Source organism: Clostridium fallax (assembly GCF_900129365.1).
Taxonomy (GTDB): domain Bacteria; phylum Bacillota; class Clostridia; order Clostridiales; family Clostridiaceae; genus Clostridium_AH; species Clostridium_AH fallax.
Genome location: NZ_FQVM01000012.1, coordinates 42,758 through 67,191 on the forward strand (window position 1 = coordinate 42,758; position 24,434 = coordinate 67,191).

21 protein-coding genes and 1 pseudogene are annotated in these 24,434 nt (G+C 26.9%); 19 read left to right on the forward strand and 3 right to left on the reverse strand.

Annotated elements, in window-relative coordinates:
- Position 1 precedes the first annotated feature (1 nt).
- Positions 2-1,042 carry a CotS family spore coat protein gene (locus BUA70_RS07495; protein WP_072895743.1) on the forward strand — a complete coding sequence of 347 codons (1,041 nt, stop codon included), beginning with the start codon at positions 2-4 and terminating at the stop codon, positions 1,040-1,042.
- Positions 1,043-1,116: 74 nt separating this feature from the next.
- Here the strand turns inward: BUA70_RS07495 and BUA70_RS07500 are convergent, their stop codons facing one another.
- On the reverse strand, positions 1,117-2,244 hold the full coding sequence (locus BUA70_RS07500; RefSeq protein WP_072895746.1) for a glycosyltransferase family 4 protein: 1,128 nt from the start codon (positions 2,242-2,244) through the stop codon (positions 1,117-1,119).
- Positions 2,245-2,349: 105 nt separating this feature from the next.
- Here BUA70_RS07500 and BUA70_RS07505 point away from each other — a divergent pair, with 105 nt between their 5' ends.
- The 14 genes from BUA70_RS07505 to rho all read left to right on the forward strand — a co-directional run bounded on the left by BUA70_RS07505 (position 2,350) and on the right by rho (position 18,609).
- Positions 2,350-3,348, forward strand: coding sequence for a CotS family spore coat protein (locus BUA70_RS07505; RefSeq protein ID WP_072895750.1), 999 nt, complete (start codon positions 2,350-2,352; stop codon positions 3,346-3,348).
- A gap of 227 nt (positions 3,349-3,575) precedes the next feature.
- A complete protein-coding gene (locus tag BUA70_RS07510; protein WP_072895753.1) occupies positions 3,576-4,121 on the forward strand; it encodes an NADH peroxidase in 546 nt (181 codons plus the stop codon).
- 183 nt (positions 4,122-4,304) lie between these two features.
- Positions 4,305-5,171 (forward strand): sporulation peptidase YabG, encoded by an 867-nt coding sequence (yabG, locus tag BUA70_RS07515; protein WP_072895758.1) that lies wholly within the window; start codon positions 4,305-4,307, stop codon positions 5,169-5,171.
- Positions 5,172-5,550: 379 nt separating this feature from the next.
- On the forward strand, positions 5,551-5,787 hold the full coding sequence (locus BUA70_RS07520) for a Veg family protein (protein ID WP_072895761.1): 237 nt from the start codon (positions 5,551-5,553) through the stop codon (positions 5,785-5,787).
- A 334-nt stretch (positions 5,788-6,121) separates the two neighbouring features.
- Complete coding sequence (locus BUA70_RS07525) at positions 6,122-7,687, forward strand: DUF3794 and LysM peptidoglycan-binding domain-containing protein (protein ID WP_072895763.1); 1,566 nt, start codon at positions 6,122-6,124, stop codon at positions 7,685-7,687.
- 172 nt (positions 7,688-7,859) lie between these two features.
- Entirely contained in the window at positions 7,860-8,675 is an 816-nt protein-coding gene (locus BUA70_RS07530) for a cyanophycinase (RefSeq protein ID WP_072895766.1), read from the forward strand.
- Positions 8,676-11,297 (forward strand): cyanophycin synthetase, encoded by a 2,622-nt coding sequence (gene cphA, locus BUA70_RS07535; RefSeq protein WP_072895768.1) that lies wholly within the window; start codon positions 8,676-8,678, stop codon positions 11,295-11,297.
- A gap of 184 nt (positions 11,298-11,481) precedes the next feature.
- The gene (gene ispE / locus BUA70_RS07540) at positions 11,482-12,330 is read left to right on the forward strand and encodes a 4-(cytidine 5'-diphospho)-2-C-methyl-D-erythritol kinase (protein ID WP_072895771.1); all 849 of its coding nucleotides are present in this window, start codon (positions 11,482-11,484) and stop codon (positions 12,328-12,330) included.
- Positions 12,331-12,399: 69 nt separating this feature from the next.
- Entirely contained in the window at positions 12,400-13,110 is a 711-nt protein-coding gene (gene spoIIR, locus BUA70_RS07545) for a stage II sporulation protein R (RefSeq protein WP_072895772.1), read from the forward strand.
- A gap of 153 nt (positions 13,111-13,263) precedes the next feature.
- Positions 13,264-14,253: a DUF814 domain-containing protein gene (locus BUA70_RS07550; protein ID WP_072895773.1), complete on the forward strand. Its 990-nt coding sequence runs from the start codon at positions 13,264-13,266 to the stop codon at positions 14,251-14,253.
- 15 nt (positions 14,254-14,268) lie between these two features.
- Positions 14,269-14,697: a YwiB family protein gene (locus BUA70_RS07555; protein ID WP_072895774.1), complete on the forward strand. Its 429-nt coding sequence runs from the start codon at positions 14,269-14,271 to the stop codon at positions 14,695-14,697.
- 133 nt (positions 14,698-14,830) lie between these two features.
- The gene (locus tag BUA70_RS07560) at positions 14,831-15,115 is read left to right on the forward strand and encodes a hypothetical protein (RefSeq protein WP_072895775.1); all 285 of its coding nucleotides are present in this window, start codon (positions 14,831-14,833) and stop codon (positions 15,113-15,115) included.
- 172 nt (positions 15,116-15,287) lie between these two features.
- Positions 15,288-16,895, forward strand: coding sequence for a CTP synthase (locus BUA70_RS07565; RefSeq protein WP_072895777.1), 1,608 nt, complete (start codon positions 15,288-15,290; stop codon positions 16,893-16,895).
- 259 nt (positions 16,896-17,154) lie between these two features.
- A complete protein-coding gene (gene rho / locus BUA70_RS07570) occupies positions 17,155-18,609 on the forward strand; it encodes a transcription termination factor Rho (RefSeq protein WP_072895780.1) in 1,455 nt (484 codons plus the stop codon).
- Between the two features lie 8 nt (positions 18,610-18,617).
- Here the strand turns inward: rho and BUA70_RS07575 are convergent, their stop codons facing one another.
- Together BUA70_RS07575 and rpmE are read right to left on the reverse strand one after the other, a co-directional pair.
- Entirely contained in the window at positions 18,618-19,724 is a 1,107-nt protein-coding gene (locus BUA70_RS07575) for an MGDG synthase family glycosyltransferase (protein WP_072895784.1), read from the reverse strand.
- A gap of 143 nt (positions 19,725-19,867) precedes the next feature.
- Entirely contained in the window at positions 19,868-20,074 is a 207-nt protein-coding gene (gene rpmE, locus BUA70_RS07580) for a 50S ribosomal protein L31 (RefSeq protein ID WP_072895787.1), read from the reverse strand.
- Positions 20,075-20,238: 164 nt separating this feature from the next.
- Between rpmE and BUA70_RS07585 the strand changes: the two genes are divergently transcribed.
- The 4 genes and pseudogenes from BUA70_RS07585 (at position 20,239) to BUA70_RS07605 (ending at position 24,411) form a co-directional block, all read left to right on the forward strand.
- On the forward strand, positions 20,239-20,832 hold the full coding sequence (locus tag BUA70_RS07585; RefSeq protein WP_072895790.1) for a thymidine kinase: 594 nt from the start codon (positions 20,239-20,241) through the stop codon (positions 20,830-20,832).
- 15 nt (positions 20,833-20,847) lie between these two features.
- Positions 20,848-22,619 (forward strand): annotated as a pseudogene (gene prmC / locus BUA70_RS13155) (peptide chain release factor N(5)-glutamine methyltransferase).
- Between the two features lie 52 nt (positions 22,620-22,671).
- The gene (gene prfA / locus BUA70_RS07600) at positions 22,672-23,754 is read left to right on the forward strand and encodes a peptide chain release factor 1 (protein ID WP_072895799.1); all 1,083 of its coding nucleotides are present in this window, start codon (positions 22,672-22,674) and stop codon (positions 23,752-23,754) included.
- A gap of 66 nt (positions 23,755-23,820) precedes the next feature.
- Positions 23,821-24,411, forward strand: a complete 591-nt coding sequence (locus BUA70_RS07605) for a hypothetical protein (protein WP_072895802.1) — start codon at positions 23,821-23,823, stop codon at positions 24,409-24,411.
- Positions 24,412-24,434: the final 23 nt, after the last annotated feature.

The window sequence follows — 24,434 nt, forward strand, 5'->3', positions numbered from 1 at the left end:
ATTGTTAAGGGTTAAATATGGAGATAAGAGATATCTTTGTGAATATGATCTAAATACAGATTTATTTAAGGAATTTAATATAGAAGTTAAGGATTTAGTTCCAGTGAGAAGTGTTTATGTACTTCAAACTAATAAAGGAAAAAAAATATTGAAAAAACTTAATTATGGAAGTAAAAGATTAAATTTTATTTGTTGTGCTTTAGATTTTATAGAAAAAAGTTATAAAAACATAATGAAAATAAATAAAAATATAAATGATGAAAACTTTGTTTGTAGAAATGGTAGTAGATATATACTTATTGATTTAATAGAGGGAAGAGAATGTACTACTTCAAATCCCGTTGATATAGAGGCTTCATCAAAGGCTCTAGCTAATCTTCATAATAGTTCTATAGGATTCTTTGATATGATAAAGGGAAATGAAGATTTTAAGGATTATATAGATATCTATAATTTAGAAGTTAATTTAAAAGAATCATTAAAAGATTTAAATGATTTTAAAAAGCAAGTTAGTAGATATAGCTATAAAAATGAATTTGATAATCTTTTTTATGAAAATGTTGATTATTATATAGATGAGATAAACTATTGTATTGATTATTTAAAAATTATAGATATAAATAAAATAGTAAATGATAATAAGAAAATAGTTCTTTGCCATAATGACTTAGCTCATCATAATATTTTAATTAGACAAGATGAAGTATATTTTATAGATTTTGATTATTGTAAAGTTGATTTTAGAGTTAAAGATCTTAGCAATATGATAATAAAAAGTATAAAAAACTATGATTATGATTATGAAAAATTTTATAATATATTAAGTAGCTATGAAAGTATTAATAAGTTAAATAAAGAAGAATATAAATTATTATATTTACTTATGAGATATCCAAAAGATTTTTATATGGCAGCAAAAAATTATTATTTAAAAGAAAAAAATTGGGAGGAAGAAGTTTATTATTGGAGATTTTTTAATAAAGTACAGCATAAAGAAAGTAGAAAAGAATTCTTAGACAGATTTTTCTATGAATATATATAATATACAAAATTGTAAATATATAATAAGAAGGGCTATAATAAAAGGTATAAGATTTAATCTTATACCTTTTTTTATTAAGAATTAATAATTGAATTATAAGCATCAATTGTATAACAGGCAGTATTTTTCCAATTAAAATATGAAGAGTGTTGAATGCTTTTAAAAACTAAATCTTTATATAAGTTTTTATCTTCTAAAAGTCTTTCTATATTATTTTTTAATTCATATATATTATTTGGATCTATTGTTACAGCACAATCACCAACAACTTCTGGAATAGAAGTTAAAGAGGAGGTTATAACGGGGGTGCCACAAGCCATAGCCTCTAAAGGCGGTAAACCAAATCCTTCATAAAATGAAGGATAAACAAATATTTTTGCGGCGTTATAAAATATAGGCATATCTGAAAGAGGAATGAAACCGGGAAAAAGAACTTTATCAGAAACCTTTAATTCTTCTGTTCTTTTTTTGTATATTTCATATGAGATTCCATGAGAACCTAAAATAATTAAATTTAGGTTATGATTTTTATGTTTTTTTAATAAAAGTGAAAAGGATTCAATTAAGCCTAATATATTTTTTCTAGGACTAAATCCACCAACATATAGTATAAAATCATTGGATATGCCGTATTTGGATTTTAAAGTTTTACGACAATCTTGTTTGTTTAATGGTTTATATATATCTTCAGGCGCTAGGGGTGTTACGAAAATTTTATTTTCTGGAAAGTTAAATTCTTTTGATATATCATTTTTTGAAAATTGTGAAACTGTAATTATTCCATCACATTTTTCAATTATTTTTGGCATTTCCTCATTAAATATTTTTAAATACCTATTACTGCAAGTTTCAGGCATTCTAAGAGGGATTATATCATGAAGAGTTATAGCTGATAAACAGTCTATATTTTCAGATAGTCCTACACCGTTTTGAGGAACATGATATAGTTCAACATTATTATTATTAAGTATATTTGGAACCTTTATTTTTTCCCAAAAATTAGATGAGGGATTTTCATTAGCTTTTGATAAAGAGAAATTTTTTTTAAAGTTAATATTTAATGAGGAAGTTTTAGGGGTAAAAATCATATAATCATTTAAAAAATCTAATTGGTTTAAATTGTTTAATAGTTGATAAGTATATGTGCCTATGCCGGTTCCTCTATATAATTCAGCAGCTCTTCCATCAATTGCAATATTCATAATAAAATCCTTTCAAAATAAGTATATTTTATTATATTTACAATAGGTAAAAATTGTTAATATTTTAAGTGGCTTGTACATATAAATATATAGGAGGTGATTTCTATGATGAGAGAATTTGAAATAGAAAGACAATTTAATATAAAGATTGAATCAATAAAACCTAATAAGGGAGTATATTGGATAAAGTGTAATAATGGAGAAAAGTGTTTGAAGAGACTAAATTATGGAGCTCAAAAATTACTTTTTGTTTATGGCGCTAAAGAACATTTGATAAATAATGGATTTAAGAATTTAGATAGATTTGAATTAAATACTGATGGTGAACCTTATGCAATAGTTAATGAAGATTTATATACTTTATCTAAATGGATAGATGGAAGAGAATGTGATTTTCATAACATAGAGGAAGTTAAAATAGCGTCAGAGGTTTTGGCTAAATTACATGAAGCTTCAAAGGGATATAATCCTCCAGAAAATAGTAAGCTTAAAAGCGATTTAGGAAGATGGCCTCATCTTATGGAGAAAAGAATAAAGGCTTTAGATAAAATGCGAGATATGATTAGAAAAAAATCTAATAAAAGTGATTTCGATTTAGCTTATATAAAATCTGTTGATTTTTATAAAGGATTAGGTAAAAAAGCTTTAGAAACACTAAATAGTTCATCATATTTAGAAGTATGTGATATAACAGAAAATGATAAGAGTTTCTGTCATCATGATTTCACATATCATAACATAATTTTAAGTGATGAAGATGTTTATGTTATAGATTTTGATTATTGCAAAAGGGAAATAAGATCTTATGATATTTCTAATTTTATGATTAAGGTTTTAAAAAGAGTGGATTGGAATTTAGAATATGCTAAGGCTATTATAGATTCTTACAATAATGTATCTAAACTAAGAGATGATGAATATAAGATAATTTTTGCATATTTATTATTTCCGCAAAGATACTGGAGGTTAGCTAATAGATATTATTATAATGAAGTAAATTGGGCTCAAGGAACTTTTGTTAAGAAGTTAGAGGGGATTATAGAGGAAAAAGATAATTATTTAGCATTTATAGATGAGTTTAATAAAAAATATGTGGAAAAATAGAAATTTTTAATAAGGAGTTTACTCAAAATTTTTATGGATTTTGAGAACTCCTTAATTTTTTTTAATTTTTTTAAAAAAATACTTGATAACAAATAATAATTATTATATAATAATATATGTAATGAGGGACAAGTAATAAAGTCCCTTAAAAATATTACATAAAGTAAAATAAACATTTATTCAAAGAAAGATAAATTTAAAAGCAGAAATTTGAGGAGGGCTTAATTATGAAAAAATTTGTTTGTTCAGTATGTGGTTATGTTTATGAAGGAGAAAAAGCTCCAGAAAAGTGTCCAGTTTGTGGAGTAGGTAGCGAAAAGTTTATAGAGCAATCATCTGATTTAGTATGGGCTGATGAACATAGAATCGGAGTTGCAAAAGATATAGATGAAAGAGTAATAGAAGGCTTAAGAGCTAACTTTATGGGAGAATGTACAGAAGTTGGAATGTATCTTGCAATGTCAAGACAAGCTGATAGAGAAGGATACCCAGAAGTAGCTGAAGCTTATAAGAGAATAGCTTTTGAAGAAGCAGAACATGCAGCTAAATTTGCTGAAATGTTAGGAGAAGTTGTAGATGCTGATACTAAAATTAATCTACAAAAGAGAGTAGATGCAGAATATGGTGCATGTAATGGTAAAAAAGAATTAGCAACACTTGCAAAACAATTAAATTTAGATGCAATCCATGATACAGTTCATGAAATGTGTAAAGATGAAGCTAGACATGGAATGGCATTTAAAGGATTATTAAATAGATATTTCTCAAAATAATAATTCATTTTAAATTTTACTTAAAAGTATAGAATATAGGTATTTTAAAGGATTCTTTAAAATACCTATTTTTTTTAACTATAATTTGTTATTAGTATATATTTATAATTATATATATATCTTTAACTTTTTAGAAAAAAAAACATATAATATATTGAATTACTTAATTTTAAGAGGGATAAGATGAAAGTTGGAGACTTAGTTGTTAGAAAATCTTATGATAAAGATATAACTTTTAGAATAATTGATATTAGAGAAGAAGAAGATAATGTATATTATGTTTTGAAAGGTATAAATATAAGAATAATAGCAGATTCAACAGTAGATGATTTAGAAGAAGTAGATGAAGGATTTAATGGTGCTAAGGATAAGATATTTAATGCAAGGGTTAATGAGGCAATAAAAAAAGTAATGATAAGTAGAGAAGTGGGAAGATTAAAATACACCAAAGGACAAAAAATAATTGCAGATAAGGAATTGACATTTGGAAGACCCGGAAAAATTCTTCATGTAGATGGAGATGCACAATATTTAGATGCATGTATAAAAACTTATAAACAAATGAATCTTAATGCAGTTGGTAAGGCTGTTGTAGAAAAGGAACAGCCTAATAAGATAGTAGATTTAGTAAAGGAAATAAAACCTGATATAGTAGTTTTAACAGGTCATGATGGTCTTTTAAAAAATGCTAGAGATTATTTAAATTTAAATAATTATAGAAATTCTAAATATTTTATAGAAGCAGTTAAAAATTTAAGAAATTATAATTCAAGTTATGATGAGCTTGTAATATTTGCAGGGGCATGTCAGTCCTGTTATGAGAGCATATTAGATGCAGGAGCAAATTATGCAAGTTCTCCTAATAGAGTATTAATACATTGTTTAGATCCTGTTTTTGTTTGTGAGAAGGTAGCTTATACAACAATAGATAAGTTAGTTTCTATAACTGAGGTTATAGAAAACACTATAACTGGAATAAAGGGAATAGGAGGACTTCAAACTAGAGGAAAATATAGAGAAGGGTATCCTAAATCGCCTTATGTAACTTAAAATAATGTATTTATAAGATTTCTGATAAGTTTACAAAAGTTAAGTTAAAAAGGTATAAAATTTAGACATTTTTTCTAAATTTTATACCTTTTTAACTTATTTTTTAGAAATTAAAATAAGTTAATTTAAATATTAAAGAAAGATTTATAATATAAATTTATAAAAAGATAAATTTATATTATAAATAATAAATAAAAAGATAAATTTTATATGCATAAATATATTTTTATTGAGAAAAATAAAATAGAAGTATTATGTTAACAAAAAATTAATACAAACTTAACATTGACAAAATATAGTTAGAAGTGATAAAATAATAAGTTATTTGACAAAACCGACAATTGATTATATAATTATAATTGGAAAGAGGGTGTTTCAAATGGAGAAAATGAAAACTTTAACCACCATAAAGAGAGACATAGAAAGCCATTTAGGACAAAAGGTTACTCTTAAAGCTAATGGTGGTAGAAGAAAGGTGCTAGTTAACAATGGAGTATTAGAGAGTGTTTACCCAAGTATTTTTGTTGTTAGACTAGAAACTGACACCCAAAGGACTGTGACATATAGTTATTCAGATGTATTAACAAAAACTGTACAATTAGATTTTATCGGATAAATAAAAAGAATGGATATTTAAAATATCCATTCTTTTTATATTTTTATATAAAAAAAGAAAGATGGTGGGTTTCCATCTTTCAACTATGGTATAAAAGGGTATTGAGAATTTATGAGAGGTTATATGGTCAATAACCAATATTATAATACGACAAATTTTAATAAGTGTCAACAGTTTTTTTCAAAAAAAGATATTTAATTTTAATAATATAAAAAAATAAATGAGTATTTTCGACAATGATTAGTTTTAAAAATTAATATTTTAAATATGTAATCATATTTTTAGTAATTGTCCTATATAAATATTAGTAGATATATGTATAGGAGGGATAGGCTTGGCAGATATAGATGTGTTAAAAGAAACCATTGAATATGAACAATTGTTTGAACAAATTGAAAATAATCCTGTTATAAGAGGGGAATATTTAATTCCAGATACTCATCCAGATGTAGTAGAAATCTTAAATGTTCAAGGAAAAGTTATACCGACTCATAAAGAGGTTCAACAAGATAGAATTTTAGTAGAGGGAAAAGTTGACTATAATATAATTTATTTAGCAAGAGAAGAGGAAGGATTAGGAGTTCATTGTGTAGGGTGGAATGATAAATTTACTAACTATATTGACTTAGTTGGGGCAGAACATAGAATGATATGCGATGCTGAATGTGAAATTGAACATATTAATTCAAATATAATAAATGAAAGAAAGATAGGTATAGAGATTATTCCAAGTATTAAATGTGATATTTATAAGGCAGAAGAATTTGAATATGTAAAGGAAATAGAAGGCTCTGCTGATATTGAGATGAGAAAAAAGACAGAGGTTTTTGATAAAGTTATTTATAAAAAAAATATTGAGATGTCTGGAAAATGCAAAATGCAAGTTCCTATGGATAAACCTCAAATTGGAAGTATCCTTAAATGCATGATGACACCTCATAATAAAGAAGTTAAGATTATAGATGGAAAAGTAAACATATCTTGTTATTGTAAAATAGAAATAGTATATAGGGCTTCAGATTCAAGAGATATATTGTCTTTAGAGGAGGATATATATTTAACACAAGAAGAAGAATTGTTATCTCCGGAGCTAGATGTTATTCCTATAATAAATTTTAGGGAAAATGAAGTTAATTATGCTTTAGATAAGGATGACTTAGGAGAAGATAGAATAATAGATATAGAGTCCGTTATAGAAGGAGACTTAAAGGTAATTTCTAAAGAACATATAGAACTTATAGAAGATGCTTATTCTCCAACAAGATTATTAGAATTAAAAAAGGATAGCAAAAATATAAGTCTTTTGATTGGTGAGGGTAATAGTGAAAGTATTGCAAAAGATAATCTTTCTATTCCTCCAGAAGAAGGATCTATAGTTCAAATAGTTAGTGTAAGTGGCAACTTATTATCACTAGATAAGAAAATAGAAAGAGGAAAAGTTATCCTTAATGGCATGGTTAGGGTTAATGTTATTTATAAAACAACAGATGAAGAAAAAGGTATAGGTACAGTTGAGGGAGAAATACCTTTTAGTAATACTATTGATATTAAAGAAGCTAATATAGGTATGAAGTATACTTTAAAGGCTTGGATTGAGACAATGGAAGCCAATATAGAGGCTAATACAATTGCAATTAAAGCAATTATTGCGGCAAAGGCTAGAATATTTGATATGGCTAAAAAATCTTGTGTTACCTTTGTAGAGGAAAAGGAGGGAGAATCTCCTACTAAAAATGCATCTTTAACTATATATATAGTACAAAAAGGAGATACTTTATGGAATTTAGCTAAGAAATATAATACGACGGTAGAAGATTTAGTTAATATAAATAATATAGATAACCCTGATGTTATAGAGGCTGGGGAAAAATTAATAATACCAGGTAGAGCTATATTGTAAGGCAAAAAAATATAAAATTATAAATATAAAGCTTAATCTTATAGAAAGAAAATATATTTTTTTCTTAGGATTAAGCTTTTTTTATTTTAAATTATATTCCTGTGGAAAAGTTTGTGAATAATAATATCATTTATGGATAAAATAGAAAATGCATGATTAGAGGTGATTAATTTTGGAAACTAAAGCAGAGGGAAATTTAATAATAATAGGTGGTGCAGAAGATAAAGAAAAAGATAAAGAAATTTTAAAATTTATATGCTCTAAGTTTAATAAAGAAAAGGGACTTTTTTTAATTGCTACAATAGCTACTGAATTACCTAAAGAAGTAGGAGAAAGTTATAGAAAGATCTTTTCAGAACTAGGGGTAAAGAATATAAAAATATTAGATGTTTTAAATAGAGATGAGGGATCCTTAGAAGAAAATATAAAAATGGTAAAAGAAGCTTCAATAATATTTTTTACCGGAGGCGATCAATTAAGGATAACAAGTATTTTAGGTGGAACTCCTTTAGGAGAAGAAATAATTAATGTTTGTGAAAAGGGATGTTACTTTGTTGGAACATCAGCAGGTGCATCTGTCATGAGCGATACTATGATAGTAAATGGGCCAGATGATGAATCTCCTAGGAAGTGCACCTTAAAGATGGCACCTGGTCTAGGTATGATAAAAAATGTTATTATAGACCAACATTTTTCTCAAAGAGGAAGAATAGGAAGATTACTTGCAGGTATAGCTCAAAATCCTCAGGTATTAGGAATTGGAATAGATGAAGATACTGCAATAGTTGTTAATAAACAGGGGTTTGTTCAAGTTATAGGAAATGGAGCTGTTTATATATTAGATGGTACTTGTATAAACTATACTAATGTTTCTGAGCAATATCAAGAAAACATATTAAGTATACATAATGTAAAACTTCATGTATTAACAAATGGAGATAAATTTGATTTGCTAAAAAAGAGACCTTTTAAGGAGGAAAGATTATAAATGAGGTTATTAAATGAGAAAATCTTTGAAGGTAGAAACATTTATTCTCACAAAAAAGTTATAAGAATAGATATAGATTTAGAAGGATACTCTGATATACCAACAAAGGATATTCCTAATTTTAATTATAATATTTTGAAAATAGTACCAGAGCTTAAAAAACATAGATGTGGAATAGATGAAGAAGGTGGATTTGTAAAAAGATTAAATGAAGGTACCTATTTAGCACATGTATGTGAGCATATAATAATTGGATTACAAAATTCTTTAGATATAGATGTGGTTTATGGAAAAGCTAGGGAGATTCAAGGTGATATTTACTATATAATATTCCAATATGAATATGAAAGATTAGGTATTGCTTGTGCTAATTTAGCTATAGATATTATAAATAGTTTAATATCTAATATACCAATAAATATAGAAGATAGAATTAGTATATTAAAGAAAATAAAAAATGAAGAAATACTAGGACCTAGTACTAGAGCTATTTGTGAAGCAGCTAAGAAAAGAAATCTTCCAGTTTTAAAATTAGGCGATAGTGGTATGTATCAAATTGGATATGGAAAGATGGGAAGAGTTTTTGGAGCTACTATAGGTTATGAAACAAAGTGCATAGGGGCAGATATAGCTTGTGATAAGGTGCTTACAAAATCATTACTTAAGTGTCAATGTATACCTGTTGCAGAAGGTGGAAAGGTGTATAGTAGCATTAATCTTTTAAATATAGCAGAAAAAATAGGATATCCGGTAGTATTAAAGCCTCAATTTGGAAGTAAAGGCAAAGGGGTAATATTAAATATAAAAAATCAAAAAGAACTTTTAAAAGCCTATAATAAGGCTTTAAAAGAATATAAGGATATAATGATAGAAAAATATTTTATTGGGGAAGACTATAGGGTTTTAGTAGTTAATTATGAAGTTGTAGCAGTTTCAAAAAGAATACCTCCATTTATAATAGGAGATGGTGAAAAAACTATTAAAGAACTTATTAAAGAGCTTAATTCAGATGATAAAAGAGGAGAAAATCATGAAAAGCCCTTAACTAAAGTAAAGATAGATGAGGAGCTACTAAAAATATTAGAACAGCAAGAGCTAAATATATTTAGTGTACCTTTGAAAGGTGAAAAAATTAAATTAAGATATAATGCTAATTTATCTACTGGAGGTATTGCAGAAGATTATACAGATGTAATAAGTGATGAAAATAAAGAAATATGTATTAGAGCTGCAAAAACTATAGGTCTAGATATATGTGGAATAGATATATCTACAAATGATATTTCAAAATCATTAAAAGAAAATGGAATAATTGTAGAGGTAAATGCGGCACCAGGAATTAGAATGCATCAGTATCCTAGTAAGGGTGAAAAAAGAGATGTAGCTTTATCTATTGTTGATATGATGTATGATAATAATCCATATAATATACCTGTAATATCTGTTACTGGTACAAATGGAAAAACTACAACTACAAGGCTTATAAATTTTGTATTATCTAAAAAAGGATATAAAGTGGGAATGACAAGTACCTCAGGAATTTCTATAGATAATAAATATATAGATTATGGTGATGATACTGGAGCAGATAGTGCAAAAACAATTCTTTTAAATAAAGATGTAGATATTGCAGTTTTAGAGACTGCAAGAGGTGGCATGATAAAAAAAGGATTAGCTTATGATTTGGCAGATGTTGGGATAATAACTAATATAACAGAAGATCACTTAGGAATAGATGAAATTGAAAATATAGAGGATTTAGCTTTCGTAAAATCTTTAGTATTAGAAGCGGTAAAGAAAGATGGGTATGCTGTTATAAATGGAGATGATCCTTATAGTTTAAGTATATTAGATAGAGTAAAATCAAAAAAAATTTTCTTTTCACAAAATAAAAACAATAAATTCTTAAGAGAAAATATAGAAAGTGGAAATCCAGGTGTATATATAGATGGAGAGGCAATATATGTTGAAAATAATAAAAAGATATACAAGATATGTAATATAAATGATGTGAAAATAAGTTTAAAAGGAGCGCTTACTTATAATTTATATAATGCTATGGCAGCTTGTGCAGCATTAGTAGCTTTAAATGTAGATTATTGTTTAATAGCTAAAGGACTTAAGGAGTTTACCTGTGATGAGAAAGATAATCCGGGAAGGTTTAATCAATACTATATTAATGGAATAAATATAATATTGGATTATGGTCATAACTATGAAGGATATAGAGCGGTATTAGATGGAGTTAAAAAATTAAATCATAATAATTTAATTGGGGTAATAGGAGTCCCAGGAGATAGAAAAGATAATTTTATAAAAAGCATAGGAACATTAAGTGGGGATTATTTTGATTATGTATATATAAAAGAAGATAGAGAAAAAAGAGGCCGAAAGTGTGGAGAAGTAGCTAGATTATTAGAATTAGGACTTTGTAAAAAAATAAGTAAGAGTAAATATAAGATAATATTAGATGAATTAGAAGCTTTAGATTATGCAATAAAAAAAGCTAGTGAAGGAGATACTATAATAGTATTCTTTGAAGATTTTAAACCTTTATCAAAATATCTAAAGAATTTAGAGGCTTTAAATTTAATAAAAGATAAAAATATTGAAAGTTTATAAGTGATTAATGTAACCTTTATTCTCATAAAATAAAAACTCTTTTTATAAAAGTTATATATTATAAAAAAGAGTTTTTATTTTATATTTTTGTATTTATAATTAAGTAAAAGTATTGTTTTGAAATTAGCAAAAATACATAATATAATTATATAGCAAAGAAGATGCTAAAGAGAGGTAGAATAAAATGAGGATAAAGGCTTATGGAAAAATTAATATAGCTTTAGACGTAATTGGAAAAAGAAAAGAAGATGGCTATCATCTTTTAAAAATGATAATGCAAACAATAGATCTTTATGATTCTTTAGACATAAAGCCTATAAGAGAAGATAAAATAATAATAAAATGCAATAAACCGTATGTCCCAACAGATGAAAGAAATTTAGCATATAAAGCAGCCAAGCTTTTTAAAGAAACATATAATATAAATAAAGGTGTTTTTATAAATATAGAAAAAAATATACCTATGTCAGCAGGACTAGCAGGTGGCAGTACAGATGCAGCAGCAGTTTTAAAAGGGATGAATAAAATATTTGATATGAATATAGATGAACATAAACTTATGGAATTAGGAGTAAAGATAGGCGCGGATGTACCTTATTGTATTAAAGGTGGGACAGCTTTATGTGAAGGTATAGGAGAAGTTATAACTCCATTGAAATCTTTTAAAGACAATATAGTGGTCTTAGTAAAACCTCCTTTTGGGGTCTCTACTAAAGAAGTTTATGGTGATTTGGATTTAAATAAGGTATTCAAGCATGTAGAAGTTGAAAAAATAATAGACTATATAGATAAAGATGATTTAAAAGGTGTCTGTGAAAATATGAAAAATATTTTGGAGAATGTAACATTAAGAAATTATCCTACTATAAGAGGAATCAAAAAAAATATGTGGATTAACGGATCAGTAGGGGTTATGATGAGTGGTAGTGGGCCTACTGTCTTTGCTTTCTTTGAAGATATGGTAAAGGCTCAAAGATGTTATGATAATATGAAAAAAAAATATAAAGATGTTTTTATAACTAGAACTATTTAAAAATTTTAATATATATGAATATACTAAGACCTTCTTGTTAATAATTAAAATATCAAGGGGGTTTTAGTTTTGAAAAAAAAGTATATTTTATTTATAGGTTTAATAATATTATTATTGTTTATAATAATTAATCCATTGAAGAATTTTAAAAATAATTTTATAGAAGAAGAGTCAATAATTACTTCAGAAGAATTAAAAGAAAAGTTAATAAGATTTCATGTAATAGCTAATAGTGATAGTGATAAAGACCAAGATTTAAAGCTTAAAGTTAGAGATGAAATCATAAAATATATATCACCTAAATTAAAAAATTCTAAATCTTTAGCTGAATCCAGAAACTTATTATTAAGTGAAGATGAAAAAATAAAGGATATTGCAAAAAAATGTATAAAAGATAATGGTTATGACTATAAAGTAGAAAGTAGTTTAGGTATGGCAAATTTCCCGGTAAAAAATTATGGTAACATAACTTTACCACAAGGAGAATATGAAGCTTATAGAGTGATAATAGGAAGTGGACAAGGGCAAAATTGGTGGTGTGTTATGTTTCCACCGTTATGTTTTGTAGATGTAACTAATGGACAAGTAGCTATAGATGAAACAGAAAAAACTATGAAGAAAGTTTTATCTGAAAATGAATATTCTAAAATAAATAATTTAAAAGAAAAAGACGATGGTAAGTTAAAGAAGATTGATAATAAAGAAAATAAGAAAGGAAAAATTAAAATTAAATTTAAAATAGGAGAAGTACTATCAGGACTTATTGAAAATAATAAATAATCCTTTATAGGTAAAAATACTTTCTTGTATTGATAGGTTCAAAAAGTTATAATATTAATTAGTCCATAAGGATAATGTCTAAATAGACAATATCCTTTTTGTTATTGTATGCAAAAATAATTATTTTAATAACTAATTTTAGGAGGAAATAGTATGACTAGAGCATTAGCCATGGTATCAGGTGGATTAGATAGTATATTAGCAGCAAAGCTTGTTAAAGATCAAGGAATAGAAGTAATAGCAATATGTTTTAAATCATATTTTTTTAATGAAGAAAATGCAAAAAGAATGTGCGCTCAAATAGATGTACCTTTAGAGGTAGTAGATTTTTCAGAAGAACATTTTGGTATGGTAAGAAATCCAAAGCACGGATATGGAAAGAATATGAATCCTTGTATAGATTGTCATGCTATGATGATGAAATATACAGGAGAATTATTAAAGAAGTTTAATGCTGATTTTATAATAACTGGAGAAATTTTAAATCAAAGACCAATGTCTCAAAACAAAAGAGCCTTAGAAGAAGTTAAGAAAGAATCAGGATTTAGTGATAAGATATTAAGACCTCTTTGTGCAAAGGTATTAGAACCAACACAAATGGAGTTAGATGGAATAGTGGATAGAGAAAGGTTACTAGGAATATCTGGTAGATCAAGAACTGAACAAATGGATTTAGCTAAAAAATGGGGAATAAAGGATTATCCATCACCAGCAGGTGGATGTAAACTTACAGAACCTAATTATGCTGCAAGGCTAAAGGATTTAGTGAATAAAGTAGAAGAAATAGAAGAAGATGATTTAGAAATATTAAAATATGGTAGACATATAAGAGAGAATGATAATTGTAAAATAATAGTTGCAAGAACGGAAGTGGAAGCTTCTGAAATAAAAAAATTATTAAAAGAAGATGATTTAGTATTTTTCCCTAATAAATATATGGGTGCAATGGTTATATTAAGGGGAGAGCCTAAAGAATCAGATATAGAACTTGCTGCAAAAATTTCAGCAAGATATAGTAAAGGTAAAGATGAAGAACAGGTAGAGATAAAATATGGTAGAAAAGAAAGTGGATTTGATAAAACCATAATTGTACAACCTGCTAAGGACGAAGAATTAGTTAAGTTAATGATAAAGGTTGATTAATGGGAGAGAAGTTTTATGAAAAAGAAAGCATTAATATCTATAAGTAGTTGTCAAAATGATGATTCACAAGATTCAATAGAAGTTGTTACTCCAGGAGAGTTTCATATAACAGAGGAAGGCTTTGAAGCTTGCTATGATGAAACAGAAATATCTGGCATGGAAGGAACTAAAACAAAATTATTAATATGTAAAGATTTTGTAAAGCTTCAAAGAGAAGGTACTACTTCTACAGAAATGAGTTTTGAAAGAGATAGTAGTTCTGTAAGTCTTTATAACACACCTTATGGAATGTTAGAACTTAAAATTAATACAAAAGATCTTCAAGTGAATGTTGATAAAGAAGGTGGAGATGTAGCTATAAGATATAATTTAAGCGTAGCAGGACAAGAACCTCAATATACTGAACTTAAGATTAATATAAAAGCTCAAAATATAGATAATTAGAAATAAAATATAAATTAATATTTTTTTTATATCTACTAAACTCTAAGTTTGGTAGATATTTTTTTATAAATGGGATAAAAAGTAAAGTATTGGACAATACTTTAGATAATAATTATTATCAAGGAGTGTTAAATTGGTAAAGTATATAAGGATATTAAATATATTATGTAATTATTATGGGATAAAAAGTGAAAAAATAGATACTATTTTAGTAAATCGTGAAAATAAATTTTTGATACTCTTAATATTTAAGAATTACAATTGTGCTAATAAAGAAATACTTACAAAAATAATGAATGAATATAGTTGGAGAAGTATAAGTTATAATATGAAAAAGGCAGAAGAAAAATTTTTTATAAATAGAGACTTTAGAGAAAAATATTTTGAAATTGAAAACGTAGTCGAAAAAATTTTATAAAAAATCTTAAAAAAGTACTAGAAATAGAAAAAAAGATGTGTTAAAATGATTTCTATGTTATTAAGGCAATAAAAAACCCATTTTATATTGAAGGGTAATTATTATTATAATGTTAAATAATTAGAATGTCAATATAAATTTAAATAAAATGTTAATAGTGGAGGGGAAGTAGATTATGAAAAATACTAAATATGTATTTGTAACTGGTGGCGTTGTTTCTTCATTAGGTAAAGGAATTACAGCTGCTTCACTAGGTAGGCTATTAAAAAACAGAGGATTAAAGGTAAGTATTCAAAAATTTGATCCTTATTTAAATGTAGATCCAGGTACAATGAGTCCGTATCAGCATGGTGAAGTTTTTGTAACAGATGATGGGGCGGAGACAGACCTAGATTTAGGACACTATGAAAGATTTATAGATGAAAATTTAACTCAAAATTCAAATGTTACAGCAGGAAGAGTATACTGGTCAGTTATTTCTAAAGAAAGAAGAGGAGAATATTTAGGCGGAACTGTACAAGTTATACCTCATATAACTAATGCTATAAAAGAAAGAGTGTATAAAGTTGGAAAAGAAAAAGATATAGATGTTGTTATAACAGAAATTGGTGGAACAATAGGTGATATAGAATCATTACCATTTTTAGAGGCTATAAGACAAATACAGTATGAAGTTGGTAGAGAAAATGTATGTTTTATCCATGTAACTTTAGTTCCTTATTTAGGAAAAGCAGGAGAACTTAAAACAAAACCTACTCAACATTCAGTAAAAGAGCTTAGAAGTATAGGAATACAACCGGATATAATTGTATGTAGATCAGAAAAGGAATTATCTAAGGAACTAAGAGATAAAATAGGATTATTCTGTAATGTAGAAAGTAGAGCGGTTATACAAAATTTGGATGCAGAACATTTATATGCAGTTCCTTTAATGTTACATAAAGAAGGGTTAGATAGATTAGTTTGTGAAAGATTAGGTCTTGGTTGTAGGGATATAGATAATACAGAGTGGATTGATATGGTTCATAGAATTACTCATCTAACAAAGAAAACTACAATTGCTTTAGTAGGTAAATATGTAGAACTTCATGATGCTTATATATCAGTGGTAGAAGCTTTAAATCACGGTGGATTATATAATGATTCTAATGTTGAAATAAAGTGGATAAATGCTGTAGATTTAACAAAAGATAATTCTAGTGAATTATTAAAAGATGTGGATGGGATACTAGTTCCAGGTGGATTTGGAGATAGAGGAATAGAAGGTAAAATAGAAGCAATAAGATTTGCAAGGGAAAATAAAATACCTTTCCTTGGAATTTGCTTAGGTATGCAATGTGCTGTTATAGAGTTTGCAAGAAATGTATTAGGATATAAAGGGGCTAACTCATCGGAAATAGATTCAAAAACTAAGTATCCGGTTATAGATTTAATGCTTGAGCAGCAAGATGTTGAAGATTTAGGTGGAACAATGAGATTAGGATTATATCCTTGCAAAGTAGAAGAAAATACCTTTACAAAAGATGCTTATAAAGAAAATCTAATTTATGAAAGACATAGACATAGATATGAATTTAATAATGAATATAGAAGCAACTTAGTAGAGGCAGGAATGAAAATTTCGGGAACATCACCAGATGGAAGATTAGTAGAATGTGTTGAAGTTTCAGATCACCCTTGGTTTGTAGCTGTTCAATTCCATCCTGAATTAAAGTCAAGACCAAATAGACCACATCCATTATTTAGAGAATTTATAAAGGCTTCCTTAGAAAATAAATAATATAGTTGTATAAAATATAGTAAGTTTGGGAACAATTTTAGATATTATTCTAAGGTTGTTCTTTTTTTAAACTTAAAAAACAATCTGTTAATTTTGTTATAAAAGAATAAAACACTTGAAAAAGAAGTATATATGAAGGATAATATATATGCTAGCTTTAAAAGTAACATTCCATATTATTATCTTAGGTTTATATCCTATCATTATTTCTTAGACACTTCCTTTTAATTTTCAGCAATATATGTTTGGAGGTGCGGTATTGACTGCAGAAATTTATGAAAAAAAGACCCTAGTTGAGTTAAGAGAATTAGCGAAAAAATTAGGGGTTAAAAATATTTCTAAGAAAAAGAAAAAAGAACTTATTGATGAAATTATAGAACATTCTCCTAATGCCATTGAAAAGGACGGTGTTATATTAAGAGAAAAAATAACACCTAAAAGTGGAGCTTTAGAGAGTAAAGAAAGTATTAATTTAGATTATAAAAATGAACATAAAGAAATTAATAGAAATGAAAATAAGGAATATGTAAAAGAAAATGATAAAAAAAATATAAATAATGATTCTATTGACAATCAGTCAGATTATTCAAAGGGTGTTTTAGAAATATTAGAAAGCAATAATTTTGGTTTTCTAAGATGTAGAAATTATTTAACTGGTGATGATGATGTCTATGTATCTCCTTCTCAAATTAGAAGATTTAATTTAAGAACAGGAGATGAAGTAGAAGGTAGAGTTCGTCAACCTAAAGAAGGAGAAAAGTTTAAGGCTTTATTAAGAGTAGAAAAAGTAAATGGAGATAATCCAGAAAAAGCTGTTCAAAGAAAAGCTTTTGAAACATTAACTCCTATTTATCCACAAGAGAGATTAAAACTTGAGACTAACAATTCTAAAGACTTATCATCAAGACTTATGGATATAATATGTCCAATAGGTAAAGGTCAAAGGGGAGTAATAGTTGCCCCTCCTAAAGCTGGAAAAACAACTTTACTAAAAAAAATAGCTCAAAATATTTCTATAAATTATCCAGATGTGAAACTTATAGTCCTTCTTATAGATGAGAGACCGGAAGAAGTTACAGATATGAAGAGATCTATAAACGGTGAGGTTATATATTCTACCTTTGATGAAGAACCTCAAAATCATATAAAGGTTGCACAGATGGTATTAGAAAGAGCTAAAAGAATGGTAGAGCATGGTAAGGATGTGGTTATACTTTTAGATTCAATAACAAGACTTGCTAGAGCTTATAACTTAACTATTAATCCAACAGGAAGAACATTATCTGGTGGATTAGATCCAGGAGCCCTAATAATGCCTAAAAAATTCTTTGGAGCTGCAAGAAATATTGAAGAAGGTGGAAGTCTTACCATATTAGCAACTGCTTTAGTTGAAACTGGTAGCAGAATGGATGATATGATATTTGAAGAATTCAAAGGAACAGGTAATATGGAAGTTCATTTAGATAGAAAACTTCAAGAAAGAAGAATTTTCCCAGCGATAGATATATATAAGTCAGGAACTAGAAAAGAGGATTTACTTCTTTCAGATGAAGAAAAGGAAGTTGCTTATAATATAAGAAGAGTTATGTATAGGGATGGAAATATTGAAAACATAACAGAGAACTTAATTAACACTCTTTCAAAAACGAAAAATAATGAAGAGTTTATAAGAACTTTCCAAAAGTTAAATTTAGATGAAAATAAAAGAGGATAAGCTTTTGCTTATCCCTTTTTATTTATTAATTCATTAGATAAATCTACTATTTTTTGCAATGAATATTGTTTAGATAAATTGGTAAGATTTAATTTCATATTTGACATTAAATCTGGATTTTCAATTAAATTATTTACATTCTCATTTAAGGTTTTTAAATTATCTATATAAATAGCTAGTCCAGCATTTGTTAAGAATTCTGTATTTTGAGATTCTTGACCTGGGATAACAAAGGGAATTATTAAAGGTATATTTTTAGTAATAGCCTCAGTAGAAGTTAATCCGCCAGGTTTAGAAATAAGTATATCAGAATTATCCATTATAGTACAAACATCGTTAGTGTATCCTATAATGTGAATTTTTTTACCATCAATGGGTTTAGAATAAAGTTTAAGTAAATTTTCTTTTAGTTGCTGGTTTCTACCACAAATAACAGTTATACGAAGGTTGTGTCTATTTTTCAAAAGTTCTTTTAAAACATAAGAAATTTTTGCAATTCCCATGCTTCCACTCATTAAAAGGATATTAAAATAATCATCTTTAGGCAATTTAAGATCATCAGATTTTTTGTAAAATTCACTTTTAATAGGAATACCAAAAATAAATACTTTATTTTCAGGAATTCCTCTATTGCATAAAGATTCCTTTGTTATAGAACTACCGGCTACATAAGCGTCTACATAATCACATAAGTAAGTACCATGAGCTACGAAATCTGTAACTATGGATATAAATGGTATATTAATTAAGCCTTTTTCTTTTAATCTTCCTATAATATTAATACTTAAAGGATGAGTTGCTATTATTAAATCAGGCTTTTCTTTATTTATGTAATCTAAAAGTTTTTTTTCTATTCCCCAAAAATTAAATTTTAAACTTTTATTTGTAAATTTATTATCTGTTATCTTGTAAAAAATTCCAAATAACTTAGGGATTTTAGCTGCAGAGAATTCATAACCTTTAACAATTAATGAATTCCAAAATGGAGACGTGTTATATAAAAAATCATATTTAATTACTTTGAAATTCTCTTTAGTAAAAATCTCTGATAGTGAATTTGCTGCTTGATTATGACCCTGACCTGTTGAGGTAGTCAATAAAAGAACTTTCTTCATCTATTTCACTGCCTTTTCGTTAATCTTGTTAAGTTTCCAACGATATCTATATTATTTTAACATTATATCATTAAGAATTAAAAGTATTTTTATATATAAATTTATAACAAAAATGGGAAAGACTTTGTCTTCCCCATAATTGATTACTTGTTAAGATTAAATCTCTTCTTGAATTTGTCAACTCTACCGCCGACATCAACGATTTTTTGCTTACCAGTGAAGAATGGGTGGCATTTAGAGCATATTTCTACTTTTAGTTCATCTTTAACTGAACCTGTTGTAAAAGTATTTCCACATGCACACTTAACAACTGCTTCATGGTTGTACTTTGGATGTATGCCTTCTCTCATCTTATTCACCTCTTTCTCGAGTTTATATCGTTATACAACTACTAAAGTATAGCATGGCGTAATATTATAGTCAAGAAATTAAAAACTTAAGAAAAAATCTTTTTCAGCTAATTATAAAATGCTATAATTTTATATAGAAATTTTCTTTATAAGGAGAGAAATAAATGAGTAAGTTATATTTTAGATACGGGGCAATGAATTCAGGAAAATCAACCCACTTAATGCAGGTTGCATATAATTATGAGGAAAGAGGAATGAAAGTTCTTATAATAAAACCTAAAACTGATAAAAAGGGTGGAAATAAATTAGTTTCAAGATTAGGGGTTGAAAGAGTAGTAGATTTAATGATATCAAGTAATGACAATGTTTATAATAAAATAGAAGAATTTATTAAACAAAGTGGAGATATTCATTGTGTATTAGTAGATGAAGTTCAATTTTTAAAAAAGCATCATATAGATGAATTATTTGAATTAGCTATTGTTAAAGATATTCCTGTTATATGTTATGGATTAAGAACAGATTTTAAAATGAATGGCTTTGAAGGTAGTGAAAGATTACTACTTTTAGCTCATAGTATTGAAGAAATGAAAACTATTTGTACATGTGGAAGAAAAGCAATTCTTAATGGAAGAAAAATAAATGGAGAATATGTTTTTGAAGGAGAACAAATAGCTATAGATAATGTAGATAATGTAGAATATGAATCTCTTTGTGGGAATTGTTACTTTAAATATAAAAAAGAAAAAAATCTTTAAGGGCATGGTGAGTATATGAGAAAGTGTCAAGTGGGAGGCCAGGCTGTTCTTGAAGGAGTTATGATGCGAGGGGCTAAAGGTATGGCTACTGCAGTTAGAACTCCTAATAAAAATATAGAGGTTGATTTTAAGGAGATAACTCCTTTAACTAAAAAAAATAAATTTTTTTCATTACCAATAGTTAGAGGATTTATTGGTCTTTTAGATTCTTTAGTTGAAGGAACTAGATGTCTTAAATTTTCTGCATCATTTTTTGAAGATGAAGAAGAACCATCAAAATTTGAAAAATGGTTTTCTGAAAAGTTTGGCGATAAATCAGAAAAGATTATAATGACAATAACTTTTATTATATCTTTTATATGTGCTGTTGGATTATTTGTTATATTACCAACTATAGTAACTTCGTTTTTTAAAAGATTTGGATTAGGAGTTGTTTCATTAAATATAATAGAGGGAATTATAAGAGTTGCAATTCTCCTTTTATATATGTTTATTATAGGAAAGATGGATGATATAAATAGATTATATCAATATCATGGTGCAGAGCATAAAACTATATTTTGTTACGAGAATGAATTAGATTTAACAGTAGAGAATGTTAAAAAGTTTAAGAGATTTCATCCAAGGTGTGGTACTAACTTTTTATTTTTAGTTATGATAGTTAGTATATTTGTTTTTTCTTTTACTGGATGGACATCTATACCCCAAAGAATATTATCAAGGATATTACTTATACCTATAGTCTCTGGAATTACTTATGAAATTATAAGGTGGATAGGTAAAAGTGATGGAATATTTGCAAGAATTATAGCGGCACCTGGTCTTAAACTTCAAAACCTTACAACAAAAGAGCCAGATGATGATCAAATAGAAGTTGCTATTGCAGCTTTAAAATCAGCAGAGGGGATAAATGATTAATGAAAAAAGTTGGAGATTTACTTATAGAAGGAAACTCTATTTTAAAAAATAAAAAAATAGACACTTATATTTTAGATACACAATTACTTTTAGGTAAAGTATTAAATAAAGATAAATTATGGCTTATTACTAATAGAGATACTGAAGTGGAGGAGTATAAGGCTAAAGAATTTTATAATCTTTTAGAGAAAAGAGAAAAAAGAATGCCTATGCAATATATTTTAGGTAGTGTTGAATTTATGGGAATAGACTTCTACATAAAGGAAGGGGTTTTAATTCCAAGAGGAGATACAGAGGTATTAGTAGAAGAAGTTTTGGAAAGAATAAAAGAAGATGAAAAATTAAATTTATGTGATTTATGTTGTGGGAGCGGTGCTATAGGCCTTTCTTTAGCAACCTATAGAAAAAACATAAAAGTAGATCTCCTAGATATAGCGGATGATCCAGAAATAGTTACTACTAATAATATAAAAAGACTTAATTTAAAAGATAGAGCAGAATTTATAAAAGGTAACCTTTTTAATGAAGTTAAAAAAGATAAAAAAGTTTATGATGTAATAGTATCTAATCCTCCATATATAAAGGAAGAGATTATAGAAACTTTAATGGAAGATGTTAAGGATTATGAACCTAGATTAGCTTTAAGTGGTGGAGAGGATGGATTAGATTTCTATAGAAAAATAATAGATGAGAGTAAATTGGTATTAAAAAATAAAGGCATATTAGCTTTTGAAATAGGCTATGACCAAGCTGAAGATGTTAAAAAGTTAATGATTGAAAATAATTATTATGATGTTAAAATAATAAAAGACTTAGCTAATTTAGATAGAGTTGTTATAGGAATTTTAAATTTATTTGAAAAAAAATAGCGAAATATGCTATAATTATTTAATATGAAAATTAATAGTACGGAGTGATAAAATGATACTTGATAGATTGGATTTTATTGGAAATAAGTATGATGAGCTTTCAGTAAAAATATCAGACCCTTCAATAATGGCTAACCAAGCTGAATGGAGAAAACTTTGTAAAGAACATGCGGATTTAGAAGTAATAGTTAATAAATATAAACAATATAAAAATGTTATTGAAGATTTAGATGCTAATAAAGAAATGCTATCAGAAGAAGATGACAGAGAAATGAGAGAAATGGTTCAAGAAGAAATTAAGAGCCTTTCTTCACAAAAGGAAGAATTAGAAAGTGAACTTCAAATTTTACTTCTTCCTAAAGATCCTAATGATGATAAGAACGTATTTGTAGAAATTAGAGCTGGTGCTGGCGGAGATGAGGCTGCTTTATTTGCTGCTAATCTTTTTAGAATGTATACAAAATATGCAGAAACACAAAGATGGAAAGTTGAAGTTATGAGCACTAACGAAACTGATATCGGTGGATTTAAAGAAGTTGTATTTATGGTTAAAGGTCATGGAGCATATTCAAAATTAAAGTATGAAAGTGGAGTACACAGAGTACAAAGAGTTCCAGATACAGAATCATCAGGAAGAATACACACATCTACAGCAACAGTAGCTGTTTTACCAGAAGTTGATGATGTTGAGATTGAAATTAATGAAAAAGACTTAAGAATAGATGTATTTAGAGCATCAGGTAATGGTGGACAGTGTGTTAATACTACTGACTCCGCGGTAAGAATGACTCACTTACCAACAGGATTAGTAGTTTCTTGCCAAGATGAAAAGTCACAACTTAAAAATAAAGAAAAAGCTTTAAAGATTCTTAAAGCTAGATTATTTGAAGCTGCTGAAGCAGAAAGATTAGCTGGAATTGCAGAAGATAGAAAGAGCCAAGTTGGTACTGGAGATAGAAGTGAAAGAATTAGAACTTATAATTATCCACAAGGAAGAGTTACTGATCACAGAATAGGACTAACTTTATATAAGCTAGAAACTTTCATGAATGGTGATATTGAAGAGATGATAAATGCTCTTATAACTACAGACCAAGCAGAAAAAATGAAAGCTATGGGAAATGCAGAGTTTTAATATTAAAGCCTTACATGAATAATGTAAGGCTTTTGTTAAATATACAATTACAAAGAGAGGGTTATGATGCATATAGATAAAGCTATTAAAAAGCAAAAAAGTTCATATAAAAGAGTTATGTTTATAATGCTATTTATCTTTATATTTTTACCTCTTGTAGCTTTAATATTAGGTAAAACTTCTATATTTTATCTTTTATATTTATCTTTTATAGAAATATTAGTTCTTTTAACTATTATAGCTGTATCGAATAATGAAAAATTAAAATTTAAATGTCTAAATAATAAACTTAAGATAGAAATTGGAATTCTTAAAACACCTAATATTTTACTTTGTGATAAAGTTGTAATTGTACATACTGAAAATAGCAAAGAAGATATGGAAATAGTTATTATTGTAGAAATGAAAAAAAGAAATGATCAGGTTAGATGTATAAATAAAAATTTTTTAAAAAAGTATCCTTCCGTAGCAGAAAAATATAGAGAAGTAAAAAGATTAAGACCAGAAAAAAGTTATTACTTTACTATTATAAAAAAAGGTGGATTTTATAAATATAAGCTTTTAGACATAATTTATAGAAATTGTGTAGGAGCTATTTATACAGACAGTAGCATAAAAAATATAAAAATAGCTAGAGGACAGCTAAAAATAAACTGAAAGAAGGAGTTTATATTGAACAC